We start from the raw sequence: 25,662 nt of genomic DNA, 5'->3' as shown, positions 1-25,662 counted from the left end.
TCTTTTTTCAAAGAAGCCACATCAATCTAATATTTTTCTAATTTTCCACTTTTACAATAGCCATTTTGCCATTGTATGGTTTATTTCCTTTAGCTTCCAATGCTTTGGTAGCTTCTTGCAAACCGTCGAATTTTTCATAATAAATATAATATTTACTCGTAGCTAGGTTGTAAAAGAAATTAATATCTGAACGTCCTGCAGCAACAGCTTTAGTTAAGAACTCATCGCGTTTCTCTACACTACTATGAACTGCAATAATCATATAATATCCACTATCAGAATTTTTAATATTCTTAATAATCTGCATGTTTGACTGCTCTTCACCAAAGTCAAAATCACTTGCTTTTAAAGGTGTGCTGCTCAGCTTGGTTGTTTCTTTTATTCTCTTAAGAGCCGCAACGTCCTGTGCATATCTTCCTTCATCATTCTCATAAGCTGCACGCTTAATTCTACGTTTACGCTCAATTTCAGTCTCTGTTTTAATGCGCTCTAAATCGGCAATTAAAGCTGCTCCTTCTCTTTCCATTTTCAACTGAGCCGCTTTCAACTCATTAATCTTTTCAAGATATGCTCTATTCAAAGGATCATCTTTAGGGAACTTTTTAAGCCTTTCGTTATAAAGATTTGTCAGTTTTGCAATCTCATTCTTCATACTGTTATTTGCATCAGCAATCTGAACTTTTAATGACTCTATCTGACTGTTTTCTGCCGCTACACTCTTAAATGGTTTTGGCTCTTTATAAATACCTTTTTCACTTAAATCGTTTTCCTCTTTTAAATCATTCAAATCTTTTTGCTTATTCGCAACTGTAGCTTTAAATTGATCTAATAAATCTGTTTGTACTTTACTTGTACCTTCAACCGATTGAGTCAAATTTTCAATAGCTTTTCCAGTATCATCTTTCGCTTTGGCTGCTAACGCTGCTGCCTCTGCATCAGCTTTTGCTTTCTCAGCTGCTAATCTTGCTTGACGCTCTTCTTCCTCTTTCAAGCGTCTTGTTTCTTCTTCAGCTTTCAACTTCTCTGTAGCTTCAGCGTCAGCTTTGGCTTTTGCTTCTGCCAGAAGTCTTGCTTGTTCAGCTTCCATATCGGCTTTCGCTTTTGCATCAGCCGCCAATTTCGCTTGAAGTGCTTCTGCATCAGCTTTTGCTTTGGCATCTGCAGCTAATTTTGCCTGACGAGCTTCTTCTTCCAATCTTGCTTTCTCTTCAGCAGCTTGTTTGGCTTTCAATGCCTCTGCATCCGCTTTCGCTTTAGCATCAGCTGCAAGTTTTGCTTGAAGTGCTTCCGCATCCGCTTTCGCTTTGGCTTCTGCTGCTAATTTAGCCTGACGAGCTTCTTCTTCCAATCTTGCTTTTTCTTCAGCAGCTTGTTTGGCTTTCAATGCTTCTGCATCGGCTTTCGCTTTGGCATCTGCTGCTAACTTAGCTTGACGTGCCTCTTCCTCTTCTTGTAACTTTTTCGCTTCGGCTTCTGCTTTCGCTTTTGCAGTAGCTTCTGCATCAGCTTTTACTTTTGCATCAGCTAATAATTTTGCTTGTAAAGCTTCCATATCAGCTTTCGCTTTGGCATCAGCTGCAAGTTTCGCTTGAAGAGCTTCGGCATCGGCTTTAGCCTTAGCTTCAGCCGCTAATTTAGCTTGACGTGCTTCTTCTTCTACTCTTGCTTTTTCTTCTGCAGCCTGTTTAGCCTGTAATGCTTCTGCATCCGCTTTCGCTTTTGCATCAGCCGCCAATTTCGCTTGAAGTGCTTCTGCATCAGCTTTTGCTTTGGCATCTGCAGCTAATTTTGCCTGACGAGCTTCTTCTTCCAATCTTGCTTTTTCTTCAGCAGCTTGTTTGGCTTTTAATGCCTCTGCATCCGCTTTCGCTTTTGCATCAGCCGCCAATTTCACTTGAAGTGCTTCTGCATCAGCTTTTGCTTTGGCATCTGCAGCTAATTTTGCCTGACGAGCTTCTTCTTCCAATCTTGCTTTTTCTTCAGCAGCTTGTTTGGCTTTTAATGCCTCTGCGTCCGCTTTCGCTTTAGCATCAGCAGCAAGTTTTGCTTGAAGTGCTTCTGCATCAGCTTTGGCTTTGGCTTCTGCCGCTTGTTTCGCTTTCAGTGCTTCTGCATCTGCTTTGGCTTTTGCCTCTGCAGCTAATTTTGCCTGACGTGCATTTTCTTCCTCTTGTAATTTTTTCGCTTCTGCTTCGGCTTTTGCTTTTGCTGTAGCTTCTGCATCGGCTTTTACTCTGGCATCTGCAATTAATTTAGCTTGTAAAGCTTCCATATCAGCTTTTGCTTTTGCGTCAGCTGCTAGTCTTGCTTGTTCTGCTTCTGCATCCGCTTTCGCTTTTGCTTCCGCTGCTAATCTTACTTTTTCTGCTTCTGCATCGGCTTTGGCTTTTGCTTCGGCTTCTAATTTTGCTTTTGCCGCTGCTTCTGCGTCAGCTTTGGCTTTCGCATCTGCTACTAGTTTAGCTTGAAGTGCTTCTGCATCGGCTTTTGCTTTTGCTTCAGCTGCTAATTGTGCTTGTCTAGCTTCTTCTGCTTGTTTTATTTTTAATGCTTCTGCATCAGCTTTTGCTTTTAATTCTGCCGCTATAATTGCTTGTCTTGCTTCTTCATCAGCTTTTACTTTTGCTTCTGCCGCTAACTTTTCTTTAAGCGCAGCCTCTTCTGCTGCTTTTGCTTTTGCGTCTGCCGCCAATTTAGCTTTATTAGCTGCATCAATTGATGCTTTTGTTTTAGCTTCGGCTGCAGTTTTAGCTTTTGCTTCGGCTGCTAACCTTGCTTGCAATGCATCTGAATCAGCTTTTGCTTTTGCATCAGCCGCTAATATTGACTGCATATCGGCAGCCTCTGCTTTTGCTTTTGCATCTGCTTTACGTTTTGCTTCGGCAGCGTCAGCTTTTGCTTTATTGTCTGCAATTAATTTTAATCTCGCAGCTTCTGCATCAGCTTTTGCTTTTTCTGCAGCGGCTAATCTGGCTTGTCTAGCTGCTTCAGCATCGGCTTTTGCCTTTTCAGCAGCTGCTAATCTCATTTTTGCTGCAGCTTCTGAATTTGCTCTTGCTCTTTCTATAGCAAGCTGTGCAGCTGTTTTTTGTTGTGTCGGCGCTGCTGCATTCGCCGCTGCAGCTTTTGCTTTTGCAGCTTCTGCGTCGGCTTTTGCTTTATCTGCTGCTGCAACTTTTGCTTGTAAAGCCTCTGCGTCCGCCTTAGCTTTAGCATCAGCAGCTAATTTTATTTTTAATGCTTCTGCATCAGCTTGTGCTTTATCTGCAGCTAGCTGTTCTGGAGTTTTTTGTGCAATTGCTCCAGATTTATTTGCTGCGGCTTGTGCTCTTGCGGCTGCTGCGGCATCTACTCTTGCTTTATTATCAGCCGCTAGTTTTATTCTGCGTTCTTCTGCATCTGCTCTAGCTTTATCAGCTGCTAATTGTGCCTGTGTTTTTTGTGTTTCTGCTAAAGCTTTGTTTGCGGCTGCAGTTTGTGCTCTTGCTGCAGCTGCAGCATCTGCTTTGGCTTTTGCCTCTGCTGCTAATCTTATTTTAACTGCCTCAGCATCAGCCTTAGCTTTATTGTCTGCTTCTAGTTTTGCTTTTGCAGCGGCTTCAGCATCTGCTTTTGCTTTATTGTCGGCTTCTAATTTGGCTTTCGCTTTTGCCTCCGCATCTGCCTTAACTTTTTCTGCAGCAGCAAGTCTTGCTTGTTTTGCTTCTGCATCAGCTTTTGCTTTTGCTTCGGCCGCTAATCTATTCTTTTCAGCAATTTCTGCTCTATTTACCTGAGTTGCCTCCGATTGTGGTTTAGCTGGAACTGGTTTTGATTTTGACGGATCCACAAGAGATCCTTCATCGTCATCTCCATAATAGTAATTTCTGTTTTTGAATTTATAGGCAATTGCAAATTCATGTGAACCGCCTAGATTAGAGAAATTTCCCATTCCTCTTTCGTAATTATATTCGATAGCAATACTCGGAGTAATGTTAACTCCCAGACCTGCAGAAACTCCATATAATGTATTATATCCAGCCTGTGCCCAAACTCCTTGTTGAAGTGCCAGCATAGCAAGTCCAGAAATGACTGTTTTATCTTTTTTGATTTCTGTTCTAACAATTCCCGAGAATTTACTTCTATCAAAAAAACCATAACTGTCAATATAGCCAGTATACATGGCGTGTAGCTGAATAGCTCTTTCTGGATCTTCTTTTACCATTCCAGATCCGAAATTATAAAGCACTAAATTGTTAACTGCTAATCCGAAATCTAAAAATTCTGTACCATAATTAATCCCAGGATTTACTGTGAGCAATGTGCTTTTTGGAAAATCTCCTGTTAAAATTGTAGAATCATCTGATATGATTTTTCCAGTATTGATACCACTTTGATAAATTCCAACATTTAAACCAAAAGTCAAATTGCTTGCTTCTTCTAGAACAATGTTATGAGCGAAGTTGGCAACTCCACCAAAAACAGTCATTAATCCGTAATTCTGTTGAAATAGACCAACAGCAAATGCTTCGTTTTCTCTAAATCGCCCAGAATAATTGGCTAGATACGTCTGTGGAGCATTTTCAAACTGCACCCATTGTCTCTTATTATAAAAACTTGCGTACGGGTTTGATTCTCTAACAAAACTGAATGTTGGGTTAATTAAATATCTATTAAACTTTAACGAATTTCTAATGGGTAATGAAAACGAAACAACTCCATCCTCAGAAGCGTCTTGAGAATAGAGTACATTTGATAAACCGTAAAATAACGTGATGAATAGTAAAAGTTTCTTCATATTATTTTATAACAGTTATTGATCCTTTTTTTTCACCTGCATCGCCTTGAATGACATAGTAATAAACGGGATTAACATTTTTAAAATCTATATTGTTTTGAGGCCAATCGCCTTGGTAATTCACTACATCCAAAACCATTTCTCCGTTTGAACTAATGATCATTACCTTTGTGTTTGCATTTTTATATTCATCTGGAATATTCCAATACGGATTCATTCCGCTTAATTTTATAATATTAGGAATAACACTTGCTGGACCAGATTCGCCATTTATTCTAAATGAAAACTCTCTGCTCGCTACACAGCCAGACACTTGAGAAATCTTTACTTTATAATTCCCTTTAACTGAAATAACAAAAGAACTTCCTGTCTCTCCCGAAATTAAATTGTCGTTTAAGTACCATTCAAAAGTAGGAGCAGAAGCGTCTGTTGTAACGTTAACCGTTATAGTTTCGCCTTCGCTTAATTTGTATCCATCCTGGGCATCAATGCTTGCTTGAAAACCATTGCTTTGAAGATTGATAGATCCTGTGGCTTTACATCCGCCAAAATCGACTTCTACAGTATAAACTCCAGATTCATTTGTAGAATACGTACGGCTTGTAGCTCCCGCGATAGTAACACCATCTTTCTTCCATAAATAACTATTTCCTGAAGTGGCCGTTAAAACTGTTCCCGTACCATTAGCGCAAAAAGGGTTTCCTAGACTAGAATTGATTGTTACTCCAGATCCACTACTAGATGACGTTACATTAACACGGTTAGAGCTAAAGTTAACGTCAGAACATTGGCCATAATCGATCTCTGCATAATATTTTCCTGTACTATTAACAACTATCTCCTTAGACGATTGTCCTGTAATAAGGACATCATCTTTATACCATTTATATTTGATATTAGGAATGTCAATTGGAGATGGGGCGTCTGCACTAACAGAAAGCGTTAAACTTCCTCCAGAACATAACATTGCTGTATCACTCTTATTATTGATAAAGAAGGATGACTCGTATGTTTTGAAGTATGCAGGAAAAGAAGTATTCCCTAAAGAGTTTTTAAATCTTGTACTAGTAACGCCTGTTGAGCTTTTTACTCGTAGGCTATAAGTATCAGAACCAATTAAATTTGTCGGAACTGCATACTTAATTGTTTTTTGGGTTGCAGAAACATCAATAGTTTGAAGGAGAGTGGTTGCAACTGGAGAAGTAAAATTTCCCGCAGCGTCTGAAAGCTCAACTACGAAGGTAGTACCTGCGGGAAAATCTATATAACTAAAAGTAGCATAAAATTCGTTAAACGAATTACCAGCACAAAGCTTCTCTAATCCATCAAATGTTTGAGGAACTATGGTTTGGGCATACGAATTCGATCTAGCAAATAGTAGAATGCTAAATAATATTAAAACTTTAAAAAAAGATAAAGTAATTTTTTGAATCATATAGTGCGTGTTCTTGCTAGATCTATACGCTCAAAAAACAAGATATCTATAACTGTTTCAGAGAAATCATACTTGTAATTTTCAATTACCTCTTTTGCAATAATTGAAGTTGCTGCAAGTGTTGGGTTCTCATCACAATCATTAGATACAGTATTTGACTCAGCCGCTATAGTAAGGCCATCCTTGGGGGTGGACATCCCTACTATAGACTGATTTAAATTACTTGATTTGCCGTTTTCTACAACAGCATTATTAGTGTTGTTTTGGTTATTATTAGCCAAAGTTAAACCACACTCAGAAACAGCAGCCTTAGTAGGGTTTTCTGCTGTATTCTGTGCATATAGAGTTAACGATATAGGCGAAACCAAAAATATTATATATAAAAAATATTTTTTCGTAGATACCATTATGTCTTGATCTTTATTTGAGCCCTTAAGACGATACATAAATTGTGTCTGGGGACTTAATTAATAAAATTTACGCGTGGGAAATAAAAATCGAAACTATTTATCTATTACCGCTAGAAGCTGTGATTTTTCCTAATTGTAGTCTGAAATCTGGTTTTTTAGGATTGAAGATATCAATGAATGTTTCTTTATTGTCACTTTGAGAGTAAACGTTAAAGAATACACTGTTTCCATACCAGCTTTCTAAATCTTCGTTATTAGAATTGTATTCAGTAAAGATGTTTCCTTTACATAAGTTAAAATACATTTCCTCAAATTTGATTTTTTTAAGGTTGGCATCATTGATTTCAGTTTTGCTATCTAATAATACTGCAGGGTTGAATCCAGAGATTACACTTCTTTTCATTTCAAGAGAAGCATTTTCAGCTACATATACAGCCTCTTTTACTAAACCTGCTTGAATGTCAGCATTAATGTTTTCACTGTCATTAACCATTGTAATATTGCTCGCAACAACTAAAGTTTGTTTTTTAGTGAAGTCTGTTTCACTTTTCTTCTCAAAAGATCTTACCTCCATACAACGAGATCCGTCTTTAGTGCTTGAGAAGTAAGAAGATCTAACTGCTAAAGAGTTGAAGAAACGACATTGAACTCCTTGAGAGAATTTAAAGTCATCATTAACTGATTTATAAGAAACAAATTTTGTAACATTTAAATCACCACCTAAGATTCCGAAAGAATCTCCTCCAGCGTAACTAACCATTACATTCTCAAGTACGGTCTTGTTTCCAACACCAGCAAGAGTTAAAGCGTTGAAAGTATCAGCTCCTTTTACTTTTTTACCAGCGAACTCGATTCTAACAAATCTTAAAATTCCTGAGTTAGAAGCTACATTGTCTCCACCATAAGTAGTCATTGTAGGATCAAGATCTAAGTTATAAGAACCTACATTTCCAAATTTATTGATTGGCGCATCTCCAAGGATTACGATTCCACCCCAGTCTCCCGCTTTTTTCATGCTGCGGTTTGAAGTAAATACAATTGGATCTGTTTCTAAACCATCAGCCACTAATTGTGCTCCTTTTGTGATTACCAATGTTCCTTTTGTTTCGAAATCACCAATAATTACAGTTCCAGGTTCGATAGTTAAAACAGCATTGTTTGTAACATAAACGTTTCCTTGAAGAACGTAGATATTTTTTTTCAGCAATTTAGTATTAACAGAAATGTTTCCTGCCAAAATTTGGTTTGCTTCTCCATAGTCAACTTTATTAGGCTTAAACTCGGTCCAGTTATTTAACCAATTAGTGTAGCCCATAATTCCTTTCTCTTGTTGAGCATTCATACTCGCAACCGTCAAAAGAACGCAGATTAATTGAGTAATTTTTTTCATGATAAGGGGGTATTACGGTTAATAATAAATTTGGGTATGCGCAAATGTAAAAACTCCTCTCGGGTTTTCTGAGATTTCAGAACCCTCGAGAGTGAGTTTCTTTTATTTTGTTTCTTGAAACGCCTAGCTGGTATTCACTTAGACTTTTCAAAAAAGATTTTAAAAAATGCTTTATTACATTTCGTTCAAATCGTTGAACTCGTGTAATGATTTCAATGTACTTTCGTAGAACAAAATTGCAGCAATTAGATTTCCTTTATCAGAGTAAGGCATCATTTTTCTTTGGAATTCTACAGTTGTATCCAAAAATGTTGATGTACCTACCGCCTGAGCATCTAATACTTTTTTGTGTTCGTTATCGTCTGGAATACCAAGGTCAGCCATAGTAACTCCAGGTTTTGTAACCAAAGCAATGTAAGGGAGAGTTTTAACTAATACTTTAATACGCTCGATGTATAATTCCAAAAGTTCACCCTTTTGCATACCACTTAATTCTTTTTGATCATGGTATTTTCGGATAAGAGCAGTTGTACTGATAATACTTCTCGGTGCGTTTTTAGCTTGTGCAGAAACAGCCGCAGTAGTTAAGATAAAAAAAGCACTAAATAGAATAATTTTCCCTTTCATAGATTCTTATTTTATAATTGGTTGTTGATAAAAACAAAAATATATAAATTAACTTAAATTACAACCGTAATGATTTTTTTTTTCAAAAAATTTCCTTAAAAAAAACTTAAAAACTAACGTTATGTCGAGAAAATGTGCGTTTTAACGGGCATTTTGTTAAAAATGTTAATCAAAAATACGTAAGATATTAACTATAAAAAATATAAAATTAACTCTATAAATAATCAAAAAAACACCTTCGATTACCGAAATTAGAAAAAAAATATTAACAAAAACATCTTGATATTTACTCACTTGAAGATATTTATTAACAAAATTCTGTCGAAAGTGATCCAAAAAAAATCAAAAAATCATTCGAAAACTTCGAACCTAAATTTGAAAATTGGAACGAATAAATAATCTTACTTCTGAAATTTTTGCCTACACATTTTCTTCTATCTTTGCGTCATGCAATTTTCTCAAATTTTAGGTCAAGATTACATCAAAAGCCACTTGATAAAAAGTGCTGCTTCTGGTAGAATTCCTCATGCTCAATTATTCGTTGGCCCAGAAGGAAGCGGCACATTAATAACTGCCATTGCTTATGCCCAATATATTTTATGCGGCAATACCGGTAATGAAAATTCAAACGGAAATGATTCTTGCAATCTAAAGTTTGATAACATCTCTCATCCCGATCTGCATTTTATTTACCCAACCGTTACAACCGAAGACGTAAAAACAAAACCAAAAAGTTTAGATTTTATTCAGGATTGGCGAAGCTTTATTCAAGAAATGCCTTACGGCGGTTTGTTCGATTGGTACAAAATTCTCGGTGTTCAAAACAAACAAGGGGAAATTCGTGTAGAAGATGCACAAGAAGTTTTAAAATCGCTTTCGCTAAAATCTTACGAGGGCGGCTATAAGATTATGATTATCTGGATGGCTGATAAAATGAATATCGCAGCCTCCAACAAACTTTTGAAACTTCTCGAAGAACCATCAGACAAAACGATGTTTATTCTGATTTCTGAAAATGAAGAAGATATTATACAAACCATCCGTTCAAGATGCCAAGTGATCCACTTTAGCGGGCTTCCAGAAAAAGTTATTGCCGACGCTTTAGTTAGCCAAGAAAACATAGATGCGGGATTAGCCAAAAAAATTGCGCATCAAGCTCAAGGGAACTTTAATAAAGCATTGCACTTGTTAAAAGAAGATGATGACGATCTTCCGTTCGAACAATGGTTTGTCAACTGGGTTCGTGCTGCTTTTAGGGCAAAAGGAAATGCCGCAGCCATTCAGGATTTAATTTCTTGGAGCGAACAGATTGCTGCGCTGGGACGCGAAAGCCAGAAAAAATTTATTCAATATTGTATTGAAATGTTTCGACAAGCTCTTATGCTAAATTATCAGGCACAAGATTTAGTTTATATCGAACCAAAAGTGGATAAATTTAAATTAGAGAATTTTGCTCCTTTCGTAAACGGAAATAATATTCACGAAATATTCAAAGAACTTTCAGATGCTATGTATCATATTGAAAGAAATGGAAATGCAAAAATTATCCTTACCGATTTATCGATCAAATTGACTCGTTTAATTCATAAAAAATAATTCATAATGAACAATGTTGCCTCAATTTTGCTTTTGGCTTTTCTAGCTTTAACTTTTCTACAATCCGGTTACGAAAAGATTTTTTACTGGAAAGATAATGTCACCTGGCTAAAAGAACATTTTGCCAAAACGCCTTTAAAAAATCAAGTTCCGCTTGCCCTTTTACATTTATTGATTTTAGAATTGATTTCTGGAATTTTATGTGTTGTGGGCGCAATTCAATTGTTTACAAATAATGGCAGAGAATTTGGTTTTTATGGAGCTATCTTTTCTTGTATCTGTTTACTAATGATGCTTTTCGGACAAAGACTTGCAAAAGATTACGATGGTGCAAGAACCATTGTTATATATTTTATGCCAGCTGTAATGGCTGTTTATTGGTTGAATTAATTCAACTAAAGTTTAAAAAAAAGCCTCAGATTTTATAGATTGAAAATCTATGTGAATTGTAATCCCGATGGGTTTTCGGGAGTGGCATTAAAAAAAATTATTATAAAAAATGAATCCAAAACATCCTTCAGAATCCCTAACTATTTTAACTGATTTAGTTTTACCGAGCGAAACAAATCCTTTAAACAATCTTTTTGGCGGTGAGTTATTAGCCAGAATGGATCGTGCGGCAAGTATTGCGGCCCGCAGGCATTCTCGCCGAATCGTAGTAACGGCATCTGTAAATCACGTTGCTTTTAACAGAGCCATTTCGCTTGGAAGCGTTGTAACCGTAGAAGCAAAGGTTTCTAGATCATTCAAAAGTTCAATGGAAGTTTTTATTGACGTGTGGGTAGAAGACCGCGAATCTGGAAACAGAACTAAAGCCAACGAAGCAATTTATACTTTCGTTGCCGTAGACGACACCGGAAGACCAGTTGAAGTTCCAGCAATTGTACCTGAAACCGAATTAGAAATTCAGCGATTTGATGCTGCGCTTCGTCGTAAACAATTGAGTTTACTGCTGGCCGGAAAAATAAAACCAACCGACGCGACTGAATTAAAGGCTTTATTTGTATAGAACAATTTTGTGACAATTTGGAACAATCAAACTTCAAAAAAAGAAGTAATTTTACAAATTATAAAACTGATTAATAAAAATATAGAAGATTTTTCTTATATTTATCCAAAAAGACAAAATAATAATTTAGATATTAAAAAAAATGAGTTCAGAGAAAGAAGCCAAATTAAAAGCACTACAATTAACGCTTGATAAACTTGATAAAACCTACGGAAAAGGAACCGTAATGAAAATGGGCGACAGAGCCATTGTAGAGGTAGAAACGATTTCTTCTGGCTCACTAGGTGTAGACTTAGCTCTTGGCGTAAACGGATATCCAAAAGGAAGAATTATCGAAATATATGGTCCAGAATCTTCTGGAAAAACAACTTTGACGCTTCACGCCATTGCAGAAGCTCAAAAAGCAGGTGGTATTGCTGCTTTTATCGATGCCGAACATGCTTTTGATAGAAATTACGCAGAGAAATTAAATGTTGATATTGAGAACTTAATCATCTCTCAGCCAGACAATGGAGAACAAGCTTTAGAAATTGCTGAAAACCTTATTCGTTCTGGAGCTATAGATATCGTTGTAATTGACTCTGTTGCGGCTTTAACTCCAAAAAGTGAGATTGAAGGCGAAATGGGAGATTCAAAAATGGGTCTTCATGCACGTTTGATGTCTCAGGCTTTAAGAAAACTTACTGGAACTATCAGCAAAACAAATTGTACAGTTTTCTTCATCAACCAGCTTCGTGAAAAAATCGGTGTTATGTTCGGAAATCCAGAAACTACAACCGGGGGTAACGCACTTAAATTTTACGCTTCTGTACGTTTAGATATTCGTCGTTCTGCTCAAATTAAGGATGGTGAAAACGTAATTGGTAACAGAACTAAAGTTAAAATTGTTAAAAACAAAGTAGCACCGCCATTTAAAACTGCCGAGTTTGACATTATGTACGGAGAAGGAGTTTCTAAAACTGGTGAAATCTTAGACCTAGCTGTTGAATTTGACATTGTTAAAAAAGCAGGATCTTGGTTTAGCTACGGCGACACAAAACTAGGACAAGGACGTGATGCTGTTAAAACTTTGATTAAGGATAATCCAGAACTTGCTGAAGAGCTGGAAGTTAAGATTAAAGAACACATGAAAGAATTGGCCAATGCCTAAAAAATAGTCAAAAAAAGACACTTTAAAAGCCGAGTGATTACACAAAAATCACTCGGCTTTTTTTATTATGAAAAAAAATTAAATTTCCACGCAACCTTTTTACTAAACCATCATCTATTAAAAAAAGCAGTTTGTAATTGGTACTGCCATATATCAATTGGAGTTTTTTTTAGAATTTACGTTGATTGGTTATTTGAGTAAAAAAATCCGTTAGTTGTTTAAACTAGCGGGTTTTTATCAAAAAATTCTGTTTTAATTAAAATTCTAACGCAACCTTTTTAAATTTTCTGTATCTATAATAATGTGAAATTAACTTGAGTTAATAACCAAACTCTTTATTATCAACCATTAATATTTTTAATGATGAAAGAAAAAATAGAATTGTTGTACAATAAAAACCGAAGAAAAACCAAATTAAAATTTAAGAAAGTATTGCGTTTTATTTCAGAAAAGATAATTCACAGATAATAACTTTTGAATAAAAATAGGGGTTTTTAATTCAAAGAAAATCCGGCAGATAAAGTAATCTGCCGGATTTTGTATTTTACATAATGTTTTTATGTTTATTTCTGAAAATCGATCAAACCCTTGTAAATCATATTTCTAACTTGGTCTCGTAACTCTTTTCGGTTATCGCTTGTCAAACCTTTTGTTTCTACAAACGGCAAAATTCGAGCTCGCATTTTACCAGGACTTCCGCTCATAAACGTATATGAAAAACGCTCCTTATTGTCCGGAAAAACAATTGGCACAATCGGAATCTGATGATCTATTGCCAATCTGAATGCACCATCTTTAAACTCATCCAGCAAAATGCTTTCGTCATCTGGAACTCCCCCTTCCGGAAAAATACAAATACTCAAACCTTGGTTAAGACGATTTTGAGCTCTTTTAAATACTTCATTTTTACTTTTAGAAGAACTTCTGTCAACCAAAATACAAGTGCGTTTGTAAAAAAATCCAAAAAGCGGAATCTTCACCAATTCTTTCTTTCCAACAAAAACGAACGGATTTTTTATAAGTGCCAGCATCAGCATAATATCAGTCATTGAGGTATGATTAGCCACAATCATATAACTTTTCCCTTTAATGAGCTTCTGTTCGCGTTTTACGGTGTAATAGAAACCCATTCCGAAAAGGATAAATTTAGCCCAAATGCGGGCCATTTTAAAGAAATACGGATATCCTTTCTCAGAAAGGATAGAGATAAGCAAAAAAGGCAACATAATGAGTATTGGAATCGCCATCAAGACATAAAACCAAACTCTCCAAAGAATCCAAAAAGCAATTTTAAATATTTTCATAGCTTCAAATGTAAGAAAACAGAAATGAATTCTAAACAAGATTTTTTTTCTAGTGTAAGGCTTCTTTTAACGCAAAGCTCACAAAGTATTTTCGCAAAGTTTTTAAAGCAATAAATGTGAAAATTTGCTTTGCTATAAGTTCGCAAAGCTTTATCTATAAATTATTAGCAACTCTTCTAATACCATTTTTTAATAAACTTTCACTGAAATTTATGAGCAAGCCAAGTTTAAAATTTCCTAATCTTAAATAGGTTAATGTTTGTGTTAAATGGTTGACAGTTAGTGATTCAACACTTTTGATTTCAATTAGGAATTTGTTCTCTACAAGCAAATCAATCCGATATCCGCAATCGAGTTGAACTTCTTCAAAAACTAATGGCAAAGCTTTCTCTTTTTCTACAAGAAGTCCTCTTTGTTTAATTTTATAAAACAAACATTCCTTATAAACATTTTCCAATAAACCTGGTCCGAGTTTTTTATGGACATCTATAGCAAGGCCAATTATAATATTTGATATTTCGTTTTCTGTCATATTCAAAAATCAAATTTATAAATATTTTCCTATTTTTCAATTCTAACAATAATACTTACGCATAAAAGATTATTTTGCTTAAGATGAAGCTTTGTGAACTTACAGCAAAGCGGTTCTTTCAGAAATAAGCTTATTTCCTTTGCGAAAAACCTTTGCGCACTTTGCGTTAAAAAACATACAGTAAATTGGTAAAACTTTAACCAAAATCCTTATGAACTTTGCGGTTATAAAAAACTTCACGAACTTTGCAATTAAGAAAAAAACGAGAATGGCAAAAATACTTACTGGTGTTCAAAGTACAGGAACACCGCATTTAGGAAATTTATTAGGAGCAATTATTCCGGCAATTGAGTTATCAAATGATCCAGCAAATGAATCTTATTTGTTTATTGCCGATTTGCATTCAATCACTCAGATTAAAGATGGAAAGACTTTAAGAGAAAACACTTATAGCACAGCTGCGGCTTGGCTTGCTTGTGGTTTAAATCCTGAAAAAGTTACATTTTACAGACAATCTGATGTGGTTCAGACTACTGAATTGACTTGGTATTTAAGCTGTTTTTTTCCGTTTCAAAGATTGACTTTAGCTCATTCTTTCAAAGATAAAGCTGATCGTTTGGACGATGTTAACGCGGGACTTTTCACTTATCCGATGTTGATGGCGGCCGATATTTTATTGTATGATGCAGAATTTGTTCCTGTTGGAAAAGATCAGTTGCAGCATTTAGAAATTACTCGTGATGTAGCATCACGTTTTAACCACCAAATGGGGGAAACATTTGTTCTTCCTGAAGCAAAAATTCAGGAAAACATTATGCTGATTCCTGGAACAAATGGCGGGAAAATGAGTAAATCTGCCAATAATATCATAAACATTTTCTTGGACGATAAAGCTTTACGCAAACAAGTAATGAGCATAGAAACTGACAGTACCCCGCTTGAAGCACCAAAAAATCCAGATACTTGTAATGCATTTGCAATTTATTCTCTTTTAGCAAACGAAGAGCAGACTGCACAAATGAGAGCAAATTATTTAGGTGGGAACTACGGTTATGGTCATGCCAAACAAGCTTTGTTTGAATTGATTACAGAAAAATTCAAAACTGAAAGAGAAAAATACAATTACTATATCAACAACCTCGAAGAAGTAGACGCTTTATTGAAAAAGGGCGCTGCAAAAGCTTCTGTAATTGCTGATGGTGTCTTAGCAAAAGTTAGAGAAGTTTTAGGATTTGAGAAATAATTCGAAAACTATCTTTTAAACAAACGCTGATCATTTTATTTGGTCAGCGTTTTTCTTTTAACATTGATTCTAATTATTTTTTTGTAACTTCAAGTATATTAATCATTTAAAAACAAAAAATGGATAAGTATATTGAAGATTATAATGTTCCGCCATATCTATTTCAAGTCTTGAATATACTATTCGGCTTATTGGCGATTTATATTCTATATCGATTGTATAAACATTTTACAAGAAAATAATATATAGGATTTTCTGCGTTAAATTGACTCAAAAAGTTTTCCCGGAAGTGGTCTAATAACGCCTTTTAATTCCATGCCAATCAAAATCCCAGACAGCTTGAAAATTGGGATTTCGCATTCAATTGAAATGATATCTAATAATTCTTTCCCATTTTTTTGAAGAAAATCATAAACCTTTTGTTCTTCAGGTTCTAAATCAATAAAAAGCTGTTTCTGAATATTTTTCGGCTTTTCTTTAATATCCCAATTCAGCATATAGATTAAATCTGCAGCACTTGTTAATAGATTAGCTTTCTGCGTTTTAATCAAATTATTACAACCTTGACTGTACTTATCTGTCACCCTTCCAGGCACAGCAAAGACATCACGATTATACTCGTTGGCCATATTTGCGGTAATTAACGAACCGCCTTTATCGGCAGATTCAATCACGATAGTAGCTTCAGTCATTCCAGCTACAATGCGATTTCGACGAACAAACTTCTCTTTATCAGGATTAGAATCGCTCCAAAACTCAGTAATAAATCCACCATTCTCTTCCATTTTTGCCATGTATTTTTTATGCGTTCGCGGATAAATCTGATTCAGTCCATGAGCCAGCACGGCAACAGTTTGCAAGTCATGGTCCATCGCTGCTTGATGTGCCACAATATCAACTCCATAAGCAAAACCACTAACTATAACAGGATCTAACGGAGCTAAATCTTCTATGAGTTTTTTACAGAAATCTGTTCCGTAAGAGGTAATCTGTCTAGTGCCAATAATACTAATTAATCTTTTTTTCTTGAAATCAAGATTACCCGCAGTAAAAATTAGAATTGGAGCATCAAAACAGTGCTTAAGTCTTTCTGGATAGTTTTCATCCTGAAAAAAAGAAACCTGAATATTATTGTTTCTTATAAATGATAGTTCCTTGTCGGCTTTTTCGAAAATAGTTTTATCCTTAAGATTCTTAATCAAAACTGATCCGATTCCGTCAACAGCTGCTAGATCAGAATTCTTAGCTTTAAAAATGGCAGAAGCATTGCCAAACGAATTAAGCAATTTCTTGCCCATTATATCTCCCACTCCATCAACCTTTAATAAGGCAAGTAAACTAAATAATTCCTGATCGCTCATTGTTTTAACATTATGTAAAATAGAAAAAATAAATCTACTTCTTTTGAAGGGCAAATATCCATAAAACAAAGTAATTTCTTAATAAAATTTAAAAATAAATTATAGAAACATTTTTTAAAGTGCGTAATTGTTAGTCTAATTAATTGAAAACGAATTGTCTAAAAATAATTCTGAATTGTTAATAAAAATTGTGAATAAAATTTTGATAACTATACGCGTTGGCTAACTTTGTTAACATGAAAATCGAAGTATATATCTCACAGTTATTGTATCGTTATCAGTGTGTAACGGTTCCAGGATTTGGTGCATTTTTAACCGAAACACATTCGGCGCAGCTAAATGAAAGCACTAATTCGTTTTTTCCTCCAAAAAAAACCATTTCTTTCAACAGCCGTATAAAAAACAATGACGGATTATTGGCAAATCATATTGCACAAGCAGAAAAAACATCTTATGGTTTTGCTGTAAGCGCAATTGCATTTGAGGTTTTGAACTGGAAAAAAACATTGGAAGAAGAAGGCGTAATTCTTTTAAAAAACATTGGAGAACTACGTTTAAATTCTGAAAGCAATATTGTTTTTAAACCAAACGACCAAACCAATTATCTGGCAACTTCTTTTGGATTAAGCCCTTTCGTTTCTCCGATGGTGAAAAAAGAGGCTTTTGAGAAAAAAATCGAAAAGATTGCGGCAAAAGAAAAAGATGCTGTTTTATTATACGAAAACGAAGAAGAAACTAAATCTTCAAACCCGTTCTTGCGTTATGCAGCAATTCTAGTTCTGGGACTTGGAATTACAGGAAGCATTGGTTACCCATTATATCAAAATCAAATCGATAACCAAACACTTGTTGTAGAACAAGCGGTTCAGAAAAAAGTGCAGAACAAAATCCAAGAAGCAACTTTCTTCATTAAAAGTCCGCTTCCAGCTGTGACACTATCTGTTGATTCTGCTAAAGTTGAAACTGTTGAAACAACAATGCCTTATCATATTATGGCTGGTGCTTTCAGAAGTGAAGCTAATGCTAGAAAAGCTTACAATCAACTCATTAAAGACGGTTTCAAAGCTAGAATGCTGAAAGAAAACAAACATGGTTTATTTCCTGTTTTGTACGGAAGTTATGCTACAATGAAAGAAGCTGAACAAGCTCAAAAAGAAATACAAAAAGGCGAAAATCCACAAGCTTGGATTCTAGTCGAAAATCTATAAATCAAAAAAAATCCCGTTCTTTTGAAACGGGATTTTTTTGTATCTCTCTATCATCCACTGTTTATCGTGAAACAATTTTCGCATCTTGAGATAAAATTTCTTTTTCTGACTGATAAACAATCAGCATCGCAGGAGCTGAACCTTTTTCACCCAAAACAATGAAATGACATTCATATCTGAAATTACCTTTTTTAAATTCGTAATGATGATTCCCACCAGTTCCATCAGCATGAAAAGTTCCTTTTTCAATTACTAGATCTGGTTTGTCAGTCATCTTCTGGTTCAGAGACCATGATGCATATCGATAGTTATCATTTCCCAAATCATCAATTCGAATTCTGAATTTAGAGGTTTCGAGAATTGCGACAGGTACTTTAAAATTTGATATTGACGGATTTACATTTTTTTTCTGTTCTGAAATCTTTGAATTTTTCAACTTCAATTCTTCCTCAGACTGATGATTTATACTGATGATTCTTCCATCAGTATCGATCCATAAATCACCTTGATTGAGCATAATTCCTCTCCAGCCCACTTCTGACCAATCTTTTGCTGGATTTGATTTTACAATTTTTTCAATCAAAACTTTATCAAAAATCTGATTATATCTTTTTATAAAATCGGCTTTGTCTTTCACTGGCGGAATTGGATATTCACGTTTGAACGGAAATTTTACTCGATTTGCAATTGCTTCTTTATCGTTGCTTTTTACCTCAAGAATAAATTTCGAAATGAATTTTTGGTATTCTGGCTTCAAATCTTGAGCATTCAGAAACGAAGAACTAAAAATCAAAATTGTTAGCAATAATTTAGATATTTTCATATCAGAAATAATTTAATACGTTAGTAATTAGAATTTTGAAAAACTGAAAACACTGTTTCACGTAGGACGCTCCAAAAAATCAATTTATGCTCGCTTTGAACATTTTCAATTCGTCCCATGTAAATTCATCTCCATATTTTTCTTTCAAAGGACTCAAAGATTCTTCCTGATAAAACTGAAACGCCTCACGCAAAGCCAAAATTTTATCATAAGGCAAAACATCAGTGATTTCAATTTTCTTCGCTTGAATAAGTCTTATCAAATGCCCTTCGATTGTTTGAACATTCAATTTACGCATTCTCGCAATATCTTCAACCGAATTTTTCTCCATCCACAAATCATATGTTTCTTCGACTGTCGTTTTTTTAGCCGTTTTAAGCTCATTTTTTTCCGCTTTAGCTGATTTGTATCGAACAACAGGCTCTTCTGTTCTAAAAATGTCTGTATTTGTCGTTTTCAGCTCTTCTCGGATTCTTTCCGCTTTGTTCGTTTTGTAATTTTTAATATTTGGCGACGAAAGCTTTTCTTTACTGATAGCTTCGCCTGCAACTACTACTTCAATTAGTAATTTGGCTTTCATCAATCTCAAAACGGCTTTTGTCTGGAGATCTTCTAAAAAATTAAGCTCTTCGTAGAACTCTTTTACTTTTTTAAATTTTTGAATTTCAGCCATTTTATAAATTAGATCATCAACCAATTTGTCCATTGGTTTGAAAAAATAATCGTAGGCCGCTTCTACCCTTTCTTTCACAAAAAACAGATCGACCGTTTCTTTGATGAAAATTTTATTGAGTTGAGAAATGAATTTCTGCGAAGGATCTAAAAGCTGCTCCATAGTTTCCATCCGTTTATGTGCCCAAACCGCATGTTTCGTTTTTTCGGAACCTGCCGCATTTTCGTTATAACTGAAACGATGATTTCGCCATTCTTGCGCCAATTCACCCCAATTAAAACTGTTAACCAAATAGTTGTGGATAAAATTTTTGGTTTCGAAATGAAGAGAATTTTGTAAATCCTGTTCTGTTGCCCGATTCAAAGCATAATCCATCACATCTTGGTCATTCGAAATACCATTCATTTGCATCGGAGAAAGCAAAATAAGCCCATTTAAGGAACGCAAACGCGAAAGTGCTACATAGGCTTGCCCGGGCAGAAAAACTTGCGATACATCGAGCGCTGCTTTGTCAAAAGTTAAGCCTTGGCTTTTGTGTACCGTAATCGCCCACGCCAGCTTGATCGGGTAATGCGCAAAAGTTCCTAAAACCTCCTCTTCAATATCTTTGGTTTGTTCGTTGACTTTGTAGCGGATATTTTTCCATTCGTACTTTTCAACTTCCAATGTCATGTTCTCTTCTGGAAAGTGAACAAAGATTTCTTCCTCTGAAAGCGATTTGATAACACCCATCTTTCCATTGAAATATCTCTTCTCAAAAGACAGATCATTTTTGACGAACATGATCTGTGCGCCAACTTTCAATTTCAGTTCTTCCTCAACTGGAAATATCTTTTCAGGAAAATCTCCCACCACAAATGGCGTATAAATATATTCTTTTCCATCTAAATCATTGATTGACTGCGAGTTGATAGAATCAGCTTTGGCATTATGGGTTGTTAGAGTGATATAACCTTTGTTCTCTTTAAAGTCAAAATCTGGCTTAACGTACTGATTTAGAATAGCTATGTCCTCTGGAGTGATCTGGTTATTTCTTAAATTGTTCAAAACCGAAATAAAAGCATCGTCTGTCTGTCGGTAAATTTTTGACAATTCGATATAAATTGGCGGATATGTTTGGAGAACATGTGAATGAAAAAAGAACTTTCCGCGATAATAGTTTTTCAGCGTTCGCCATTCTTCATCGCGAATAACCGGCGGCAACTGAAGCAAGTCTCCAATAAACAAAACCTGGACTCCACCAAACGGATGAGTATTTCTACGAACGGTCTGCATCATGAAATCGACTGCATCAAGCAAATCGGCGCGAAGCATACTGACTTCATCAATCACCAGAAGCTCCATGTTTTTGATTACATTTCGCTTGACGTTATTCATTTTGAAATGACGACGCAACGATTCTTTGTTTTCAAACTTTACCGTTTCCGTAAACTGCGCGCTCACATCATATGACGGAATAAACGCAGAAAACGGAAGTTGAAACATGGAATGAATGGTTACGCCACCAGCATTCAGAGCTGCAATTCCCGTAGGTGCAACGACCACCGTATTTTTATGCGTGGTCGCGATAATTTCGCGTAAAAGCGTAGTTTTTCCAGTACCTGCTTTTCCCGTTAGGAAAATAGATTTTTGAGTCTGATTGATGAATTGTAAAGTGTAAGCTGCCGCTTCTGAAACGTTCTGCATTGGGCTTGTATTAAAGAAATAAAATTACCGCATTTTATAAAAAGAAAAAACCTAAATCTTAGTGGATTTAGGTTTTCAGTAATTTAGTTAGTTTGGTAGTTTTTATTTTTTTGCTTCGCCTTCTTTTGTTTCAGCTGCTGGTTTTGCATCAGCTTTTGGCTCTGCTTTGTATTTATCATTTAAAGCTTTGATAATTTCTTTTGTGATATCGTATTTCTCTTCAGCATACAAAATTGTTGCAGCATCTCCTGTTCCGTAGATGTAAGAGTAACCATTTTTCTTTCCGTAATCTTTAATGAATTTTTTAACTCCACTAACAAGAGAATCCATTTCAACACCACTTTCTTGTTGTAACTGTTGAGCTAATGCTTGTTGTGCATAACCTAACTGCTGCTCTCTTTTTTGCAATTCAGCACCTCTTTGCTGTGCCCAAGCTTGACCGTTTGCTTGTGCCTGGCTTTGAAAATTAGCAGCGTCTTGTTTAAAACGTGAAATCTCAGCTTGTAATTGTCTCCCTTTTTCTTCCGCTTGAGCTTTGTACTTTGCCTCTAAATCTTTTGCCTCAGTGTATTCTTTCATCAAAACCGAAGTATCCACGTAAGCTGTTTTTACTTCCTTTACCTCTGCTGTTTTGTTACAAGAAACTGCGAAAACTGAAAGTGCGATAATAACTAATGCTTTTTTCATTTTTAATAATTCTATTTTTTTAAGTATTGAAGACAAAAATATAAAAAAATCAATAGCATCAACATAAAGTTTAAAAAATGCGTAAAATTTATGATATTGTTTTTATTTATAGTAAAAAATATAGTCATAAACCAATGTTATCGCTATATTTTGGATGTTTTTTGTCTTGTTTTGGATCAGCTAAAAAAGCCATCTTGTCTTTTGGAGGCAAAACGGCTTTCAATGATTTTAATTTTTAATTGTTTTTCAAAACGTAAATATGTGATGAATATTCCTTTGAGCTTTTTGCCTTCCAGTTTGATTTTAAACCTATGAAAAAAGCTTTGATGTAATTCATCTTTCCTGTTTTGTATTTTTCAGATAAAAGGCTCACATAAAACGAATCGAACTTCATTGGAAGTATTTTTTCTAATTTCATGTCTACTCTTTCAAAAAGCAATTGGATTGATTTTTTCGAAAAATGCCAAAAATGAATTGGCACATCATAAGCTGCCCAAAAAGTTTCATAATGACCCGCATCGAATGATTTGTAGTTTGGAACCGCAACAATTAATGTTCCAGTTGGTTTTAATAAACGCTTTAATTCTTGGATCTGATGTTCTAAATTTGGAACGTGTTCCAAAACATGCCACATGGTAATTACATCCAAAGAATTACTTTCTAAAGCGCTAATTTCTTCTACAAATGAAATTCCTTTTTCTTTAGCAATATTTTTAGCACGATCGCTCGGTTCTACTCCAATTGTTTCCCAACCATCATTTTTTGCTGTTAAAAGGAAATCACCTGTTCCAGCTCCAATATCCAAAAGTTTTCCTTTTTTCGGTTGCTGGCTATTGATTAAATTCAACTTATTCTTAAGTGCAATATTTTTTACGAAATGATAGGCTTTTTCAAATAACGAACGTTTATTGTCTGTATGCGAAATATAATCTTCGCTTTCGTAGTATTTACCTAAATTTTGAAGTTCAGGCTGCGGAGAAGTAATTAGCATATCTAATTCTTCATCGTAATACAAATCAAAAATTTCTTTTGAAACAGAATGGTCTTTTACCGTAAGAAAGTGTTTTTTATTTAAAACGTTCATTTTTTAATTTTATAGATATTGGGTTTAATTTATAGCAAATCCTAAAAACGAAATTTATCGCTTTTAGGATTTTTGTTTTTTCTTTTATTCTTCTAAACTCTTTGTGATTTCTTCAAAATTGATAATTCAATACAATTACAAATTTACTTTATTCATCCTCTTTGCAAAATAATATCCTTTTCAATTCTGATTTTCTTTCCATCTGAAACGGCTAATAATTCAAATTATTTCAAAAAAATCATTCTTGTTTCAGCAAAAGGTTTCACGTGGAACAGAAACAATTTTAGATTTCAGACTTTAGATTCTAGATTTATTCTCTATTCTGAAATAAAAACCTAAAAGCAATATAGTTTCACGTGGAACATTTAAAAGTTTTTAGTCACAGTAAAAACTGGAAGCTTAAAACTGAGACTGCAAACTTTTTTATCTTCCCATATAAATCAAAAGCACGGAAATATCACTTGGTGATACTCCGCTAATTCTTGAAGCTTGAGAAATGGTTACAGGACGAATCTTGCTTAATTTTTGTTTTGCTTCAATAGACATTGATTTGATTTTGTTATAATCGAAATTGTCTGGAATTTTTACTTCTTCCAAACGATTTAATTTATCTGCATTATTTCTCTCTTTTTCGATATAACCAGAATATTTTACTTGAATTACGGCTTGCTCTACAATTTCTTCATCCAAATCATTCTCTTCGATGTAAGCCGAAACTTTTTCAAATTTCAACATATCTTCTAATTCAATCTGCGGACGAGAGAAAATCTTAAACATTTTGTCTCCTTGTGAAATTGGAGCAGATTCTTTCGCTTCCAAAATCGGGTTAGTTTCTGCAATCGTAACACTTGTTTCTTTGAAGAATTGAACCATCTTTTCAGATTCATTCAATTTCTTTTCCATTCTTCGTAAACGATCTTCAGAAGCTAAACCAATTTCATATGACATTGGAGTCAATCTAAAATCGGCATTATCTTGACGCAACAATGTTCTATATTCTGCTCTTGATGTAAACATACGATATGGTTCTTCCGTTCCTTTCGTAATCAAGTCATCAATTAGAACTCCGATATACGCTTCGTCACGTTTTAAAATCAATGGATCTTTTTCATGCACTTTCAAGTGTGCATTTATTCCAGCCATCAAACCTTGAGATGCTGCTTCTTCATATCCTGTTGTTCCGTTGATCTGTCCAGCGAAATACAAACCTTCCACTAACTTCGTTTCCAAAGTATGTTTCAATTGTGTCGGCGGAAAGAAATCATATTCGATTGCATAACCAGGTCTAAAGAATTTTACATTTTCAAAACCTACTACAGAACGAAGCGCTTTAAATTGGATATCTTCTGGAAGAGAAGTTGAAAATCCATTTACGTAAACTTCACATGTATTCCATCCTTCTGGTTCAACAAATAATTGGTGACGCTCTTTATCTGCAAAACGATTTATTTTATCTTCAATCGATGGACAGTATCTTGGTCCTAAACTTTTGATTCTTCCGTTGAACATTGGAGAACGATCAAAACCTTCTCTCAAAATATCGTGAACATTCAAAGACGTATACGTCATGTAACAAGAACGCTGATGCGTTAACGGAGAAGTCACATCTGAATAAGAAAACTTATCTGGCTTTGCATCTCCTTTTTCTTCATTCATTTTAGAATAATCTAAAGAACGTCCATCTACTCGAGGTGGCGTTCCCGTTTTCATTCTTCCAGCTTCAAAACCTGCTTTAATCAAATCTTCGGTAATTCCGGTTGCAGCACTTTCTCCTGCTCTACCACCTCCGAATTGTTTTTCTCCGATATGAATCAAACCATTTAAAAAAGTACCGTTTGTCAAAACCACAGATTTGGAACGAATCTCCACACCAAGCGAAGTTCTAATTCCTTTTATCTTTCCGTCTTCGATAATCAACCCTTTTACCATCTCTTGATAAAAATCAAGATTTGGAGTAGCCTCCAACATCATTCGCCATTCTTCTGCAAAACGCATTCTGTCACTTTGAACTCTCGGCGACCACATTGCAGGTCCTTTCGATTTATTCAACATCTTAAATTGAATTGCCGTACGATCTGAAACAATTCCTGAATATCCACCAAGTGCATCAATTTCACGAACGATCTGTCCTTTCGCAATTCCACCCATCGCAGGATTACATGACATCTGTGCAATGTTTTGCAAACTCATTGTAACCAATAAAGTTTTCGACCCCAAATTTGCAGCCGCAGCCGCAGCTTCAGAACCAGCATGGCCAGCACCAACCACAATAACATCGTATTCTTCTAAAAACATTTTGTTTTATTATTCTCCAAAAACCGCTAACGCGGTTTCTAGAATTACTTTTATATTTTTCTTGTTCCACGTGGAACGTATATTTTTTTTTGTTTCAAGTTTGAGGTTTCAAGTTCCAAGTTCAAACTAGGATCTTCAAACTAGGATCTTCAAACTGGAATCTTCAAAACTTCAAACTTCAAACTTCAAACTTCAAACTTCAAACTGAAAACTTCAAACTTCAAACTGAAATCTTCAAACTGAAATCTTTAAACTGAAATCTTTAAACTGAAATCTTTAAACTAAAATCTTTAAACTGAAATCTTCAAAAATATTTCGCTTGAAACATTTTAAAAAACTTCCATTCTAAACTTCCATTCTAAACTTCCATTC

General features: G+C 35.0%; 19 protein-coding genes. 6 read left to right on the top strand and 13 right to left on the bottom strand.

Annotated elements, in window-relative coordinates; genetic code table 11:
• Positions 1–37 precede the first annotated feature (37 nt).
• From BLP44_RS23215 to BLP44_RS03195, 5 genes are all read right to left on the bottom strand, one after another.
• Entirely contained in the window at positions 38–4,777 is a 4,740-nt protein-coding gene (locus tag BLP44_RS23215) for a PorP/SprF family type IX secretion system membrane protein (RefSeq protein WP_091129246.1), read from the bottom strand.
• Position 4,778: 1 nt separating this feature from the next.
• On the bottom strand, positions 4,779–6,212 hold the full coding sequence (sprC, locus tag BLP44_RS03210) for a gliding motility protein SprC (RefSeq protein ID WP_091129243.1): 1,434 nt from the start codon (positions 6,210–6,212) through the stop codon (positions 4,779–4,781).
• Complete coding sequence (locus BLP44_RS03205; RefSeq protein WP_244511657.1) at positions 6,209–6,619, bottom strand: hypothetical protein; 411 nt, start codon at positions 6,617–6,619, stop codon at positions 6,209–6,211. The genes sprC and BLP44_RS03205 overlap by 4 nt, the downstream gene beginning before the upstream one ends.
• 100 nt (positions 6,620–6,719) lie before the next feature.
• Positions 6,720–8,012, bottom strand: coding sequence for a hypothetical protein (locus BLP44_RS03200; RefSeq protein WP_008465730.1), 1,293 nt, complete (start codon positions 8,010–8,012; stop codon positions 6,720–6,722).
• A gap of 174 nt (positions 8,013–8,186) precedes the next feature.
• On the bottom strand, positions 8,187–8,639 hold the full coding sequence (locus BLP44_RS03195; RefSeq protein WP_008465732.1) for a hypothetical protein: 453 nt from the start codon (positions 8,637–8,639) through the stop codon (positions 8,187–8,189).
• 447 nt (positions 8,640–9,086) lie between these two features.
• Between BLP44_RS03195 and BLP44_RS03190 the strand changes: the two genes are divergently transcribed.
• The 4 genes from BLP44_RS03190 (at position 9,087) to recA (ending at position 12,394) form a co-directional block, all read left to right on the top strand.
• Positions 9,087–10,235: a DNA polymerase III subunit gene (locus BLP44_RS03190; protein ID WP_066033206.1), complete on the top strand. Its 1,149-nt coding sequence runs from the start codon at positions 9,087–9,089 to the stop codon at positions 10,233–10,235.
• Between the two features lie 6 nt (positions 10,236–10,241).
• Positions 10,242–10,625 carry a DoxX family protein gene (locus BLP44_RS03185; protein WP_091129235.1) on the top strand — a complete coding sequence of 128 codons (384 nt, stop codon included), beginning with the start codon at positions 10,242–10,244 and terminating at the stop codon, positions 10,623–10,625.
• Between the two features lie 109 nt (positions 10,626–10,734).
• Complete coding sequence (locus tag BLP44_RS03180) at positions 10,735–11,244, top strand: acyl-CoA thioesterase (protein WP_008465736.1); 510 nt, start codon at positions 10,735–10,737, stop codon at positions 11,242–11,244.
• A gap of 142 nt (positions 11,245–11,386) precedes the next feature.
• Positions 11,387–12,394 carry a recombinase RecA gene (gene recA, locus BLP44_RS03170; RefSeq protein WP_008465737.1) on the top strand — a complete coding sequence of 336 codons (1,008 nt, stop codon included), beginning with the start codon at positions 11,387–11,389 and terminating at the stop codon, positions 12,392–12,394.
• 563 nt (positions 12,395–12,957) lie between these two features.
• Here recA and BLP44_RS03165 read toward each other — a convergent pair.
• Positions 12,958–13,698 (bottom strand): lysophospholipid acyltransferase family protein, encoded by a 741-nt coding sequence (locus BLP44_RS03165; protein WP_091129232.1) that lies wholly within the window; start codon positions 13,696–13,698, stop codon positions 12,958–12,960.
• 154 nt (positions 13,699–13,852) lie between these two features.
• Entirely contained in the window at positions 13,853–14,230 is a 378-nt protein-coding gene (locus tag BLP44_RS03160; RefSeq protein ID WP_091129228.1) for a GxxExxY protein, read from the bottom strand.
• 268 nt (positions 14,231–14,498) lie between these two features.
• Between BLP44_RS03160 and trpS the strand changes: the two genes are divergently transcribed.
• Entirely contained in the window at positions 14,499–15,473 is a 975-nt protein-coding gene (trpS, locus tag BLP44_RS03155; protein WP_035691448.1) for a tryptophan--tRNA ligase, read from the top strand.
• 260 nt (positions 15,474–15,733) lie between these two features.
• Here the strand turns inward: trpS and dprA are convergent, their stop codons facing one another.
• Positions 15,734–16,834, bottom strand: a complete 1,101-nt coding sequence (gene dprA, locus BLP44_RS03150) for a DNA-processing protein DprA (protein WP_091129224.1) — start codon at positions 16,832–16,834, stop codon at positions 15,734–15,736.
• 236 nt (positions 16,835–17,070) lie between these two features.
• Here dprA and BLP44_RS03145 point away from each other — a divergent pair, with 236 nt between their 5' ends.
• Entirely contained in the window at positions 17,071–18,042 is a 972-nt protein-coding gene (locus BLP44_RS03145) for an HU domain-containing protein (protein WP_066033202.1), read from the top strand.
• Positions 18,043–18,103: 61 nt separating this feature from the next.
• Here the strand turns inward: BLP44_RS03145 and BLP44_RS03140 are convergent, their stop codons facing one another.
• The 5 genes from BLP44_RS03140 to mnmG all read right to left on the bottom strand — a co-directional run bounded on the left by BLP44_RS03140 (position 18,104) and on the right by mnmG (position 25,290).
• Positions 18,104–18,865 (bottom strand): hypothetical protein, encoded by a 762-nt coding sequence (locus BLP44_RS03140; RefSeq protein ID WP_091129220.1) that lies wholly within the window; start codon positions 18,863–18,865, stop codon positions 18,104–18,106.
• Between the two features lie 79 nt (positions 18,866–18,944).
• Positions 18,945–21,224, bottom strand: coding sequence for a helix-turn-helix domain-containing protein (locus BLP44_RS03135; RefSeq protein WP_091129217.1), 2,280 nt, complete (start codon positions 21,222–21,224; stop codon positions 18,945–18,947).
• Between the two features lie 102 nt (positions 21,225–21,326).
• On the bottom strand, positions 21,327–21,911 hold the full coding sequence (locus BLP44_RS03130; protein WP_066033199.1) for an OmpH/Skp family outer membrane protein: 585 nt from the start codon (positions 21,909–21,911) through the stop codon (positions 21,327–21,329).
• Positions 21,912–22,146: 235 nt separating this feature from the next.
• Positions 22,147–22,995 carry a class I SAM-dependent methyltransferase gene (locus BLP44_RS03125; protein WP_091129213.1) on the bottom strand — a complete coding sequence of 283 codons (849 nt, stop codon included), beginning with the start codon at positions 22,993–22,995 and terminating at the stop codon, positions 22,147–22,149.
• A 423-nt stretch (positions 22,996–23,418) separates the two neighbouring features.
• Positions 23,419–25,290 carry a tRNA uridine-5-carboxymethylaminomethyl(34) synthesis enzyme MnmG gene (gene mnmG / locus BLP44_RS03120; protein WP_091129209.1) on the bottom strand — a complete coding sequence of 624 codons (1,872 nt, stop codon included), beginning with the start codon at positions 25,288–25,290 and terminating at the stop codon, positions 23,419–23,421.
• Positions 25,291–25,662 lie beyond the last annotated feature (372 nt).

Source organism: Flavobacterium anhuiense (assembly GCF_900101855.1).
In the GTDB taxonomy this organism is placed as follows: domain Bacteria; phylum Bacteroidota; class Bacteroidia; order Flavobacteriales; family Flavobacteriaceae; genus Flavobacterium; species Flavobacterium anhuiense.
This window is presented reverse-complemented; position numbering and strand designations above follow the sequence as displayed.